The 2,499-nt window shown below is 75.8% G+C and carries 4 protein-coding genes; 2 read left to right on the plus strand and 2 right to left on the minus strand.

All coding sequences use genetic code 11. The features are described 5' to 3' along the window. The coding region (locus ACSNOH_RS34415; protein ID WP_436725380.1) for a transcriptional regulator at positions 1-1,194 on the plus strand (1,194 nt) is incomplete at its 5' end. Positions 1,195-1,232: 38 nt separating this feature from the next. On the opposite strand, the gene ACSNOH_RS34420 is transcribed toward ACSNOH_RS34415, so the two are convergent. Together ACSNOH_RS34420 and npdG are read right to left on the minus strand one after the other, a co-directional pair. Continuing rightward, positions 1,233-1,427: a hypothetical protein gene (locus tag ACSNOH_RS34420; RefSeq protein WP_436725381.1), complete on the minus strand. Its 195-nt coding sequence runs from the start codon at positions 1,425-1,427 to the stop codon at positions 1,233-1,235. 132 nt (positions 1,428-1,559) lie between these two features. Continuing rightward, entirely contained in the window at positions 1,560-2,273 is a 714-nt protein-coding gene (gene npdG / locus ACSNOH_RS34425; RefSeq protein ID WP_436725382.1) for an NADPH-dependent F420 reductase, read from the minus strand. A 63-nt stretch (positions 2,274-2,336) separates the two neighbouring features. On the opposite strand from npdG, the gene ACSNOH_RS34430 reads away from it, so the two are divergent. After that, the coding region (locus tag ACSNOH_RS34430) for a DUF2277 domain-containing protein (protein WP_436725383.1) at positions 2,337-2,499 on the plus strand (163 nt) is incomplete at its 3' end.

The raw sequence follows: 2,499 nt of genomic DNA on the forward strand, positions 1-2,499 counted from the left end.
AAGGGGGAGTCCGGGGCGAAGGCGGGGCCGGCGGCGAAGGCGGGAGCCGGGGGCGCCGCGGTGCCGGAAGGGCCCGTCGTGGCGGAAGAGGCCGAGGAGGTGTCGGAGAGCCCCGCCGCGTCGGAGAGCCCCGCCGCGCCGGGGGAGTCCGTACGGGACGCCGCGCCCGTGGCGCCAGCTGTGGCGCCATCCGGCCGGGCGGCGACGCCCCCGCGCAGGCGGCTGCCCCGCAGAAGCGTCCTCGCGGCGGTCGCCGCCGCGGCGGCCGTCACCGTCCTGGGCTCAGCGGCGCTCGCCGTCACGCTCAGCAGCGACGACGGCAGCGGCTCCGGCTCCGCCTCCGTCGCTGACGGAAGGAGAGGAGTCGTGGAAGCGGCCTCGCCGGCGAAGGGGAAGACGCCCGCGTCCGGAAAGCCGGACACGGGCGGCGGCAGCGTCGGCAGCGGCGGCCCGTCCGGCGAGCCGTCCGCCTCGCAGGGCCCGGAGCAGGAGAAGGGGCGGGAGAGCGGAAGCCCCGGAGCGTCACCGTCGCCCGGGGCCGGGCCGGAGAAGCCGGAAGAGGGAGCCGGGGGCGAAGGCCCCCGCCGGACCGGCGTCCCCTTGACCGCCCACGTCCGCCCCCACGCCTACGAGAGCCCCTGCTCCCAGCACTTCCTGGCCGACCGGGCACCCGCCGGCGTGCCGCTGCCTCCCTCGGAGCCCGACGCACCCGGCTGGGTGTCCGGGCTCGGGGCCGTCGCGGCCGGCGAGCAGTACATCAAGATCACCCTGCAGGGCACCGGCAAGGAGACCGTCGTCCTCGAAGGGCTGCAGGTCCGGGTGCAGGGCACCGCGGCGCCGCTCGCCTGGAACGACTACGCGACGGGCGTCGGCTGCGGCGGCGACGTCGCGACGCGGTCCTTCGCCGTCGACCTCGACTCCGCGCGGCCCGCCGCCGTGCCCAGGGACGGGCAGCGCGACTTCCCGTACAAGGTGAGCGAGAGCGACCCCGAGGTCTTCTACGTCAAGGCGGCCGCCCGGCGCCACGATGTCACCTGGTACCTGGAGGTGCAGTGGTCCAGCGGCGGCAGGCGCGGGGTCATGAAGATCGACGACCGGGGCAGGCCCTTCCGCACCAGCGGCGCCGAGGGCAGGCCCTCGTACCAGTGGCCGCCGGGCGGGCGGGGCTGGGAGCCGGCGCCGCGCGGCGACTGAAGCCGGGCGGGGCCCCGCCCACGGGGCGCCGCCCGGCCTCAGGAAGACGCCTTGCCGGCGGCCGCGGCCTTGTCGTTCTTCGCCTTGCGCACGTAGTACCAGGCGATGTTGGACGAGACGCCGAGCAGCAGGATCCAGACGATGCCGAGCCAGCTGCCCTGCGCGAAGGAGACGACGGCCGCCGCGACCGAGAGGACGCAGACGGCGAGGGCGTAGAGGGCGAGGCGGGGCATGGGGGACGGCTCCTGTCCGGGGGCGCATACGGTCACGATCCCGGCCATTGTCGCTCAGGCGCCGCGCCCGCGTCCCGCCGCCCCGCGCCCCGGGGCGGGCCGGCGCCCGCGCCCCGCCCCGGCCCGTACCGGTCAGACGTCGGTGACGCGCAGGCCGGCGTGCGCCTTGTAGCGGCGGTTCACCGAGATCAGGTTGGCGACCAGCGACTCCACCTGGTGCGCGTTGCGCAGCCGGCCGGCGAAGACGCCGCGCATGCCGGGGATGCGGCCCGCCAGGGCCTGCACGATGTCGGTGTCGGCGCGCGACTCGCCGAGCACCATCACGTCGGTGTCGATCGCGTCGATCTCCGGGTCCTGCAGCAGGACGGCCGACAGGTGGTGGAAGGCGGCCGTGACGCGCGAGTCCGGCAGCAGGGCCGCGGCCTGCTCGGCGGCGCTGCCCTCCTCCGGCTTGAGGGCGTACGCGCCCTGCTTGTCGAAACCGAGCGGGTTGACGCAGTCGACGACGAGCTTGCCCGCGAGCTCCTCGCGCAGCCCTTCGAGGGTCTTGGCGTGGCCGTCCCACGGCACGGCGACGATCACGATGTCGCTGCGGCGCGCGCACTCGGCGTTGCCGGCGCCCTCGATGCCGAGGCCCAGCTCGCCGGCGGCCGCCTCCGCCCGCTCGGCCGCGCGCGAGCCGATGATCACCCGCTGGCCGGCCTTGGCCAGCCGGTAGGCGAGGCCCCGGCCCTGGTCGCCGGTGCCGCCGAGCACGCCGACCACCAGGCCGGAGACGTCGGGCAGCTCCCAAGGGTCCTTCGCCGGGGCCTTCTTCACGTTCCGGGCGTCATCAGAAGTAGTCATGACAGCGATACTGTCACGCTGCCGCGCACGCACGGACGAGGGTGGCGGCGGCACACTGGACTCATGTGCCGCAGCATCAAGACCCTGCGCCCGCCGATGACGCCGTCCGTCGAGGACGAGGACATCCGGGCGGCCGCCCTGCAGTACGTGCGGAAGGTGTCCGGGTTCCACCGCCCGGCCGCGCACAACCAGGCCGTGTTCGAGGAGGCGGTGGGCGCCGTGACGG

This window comes from Streptomyces sp. URMC 127, assembly GCF_051386535.1.
Lineage (GTDB): Bacteria > Actinomycetota > Actinomycetes > Streptomycetales > Streptomycetaceae > Streptomyces.

Coding starts and splice junctions, on each gene's coding strand:
- ACSNOH_RS34420 (WP_436725381.1), bottom strand. CDS start 1,427: ATGCCCCGCCTCGCCCTCTACGCCCTCGCCGTCTGCGTCCTCTCGGTC.
- npdG (WP_436725382.1), bottom strand. CDS start 2,273: ATGACTACTTCTGATGACGCCCGGAACGTGAAGAAGGCCCCGGCGAAG.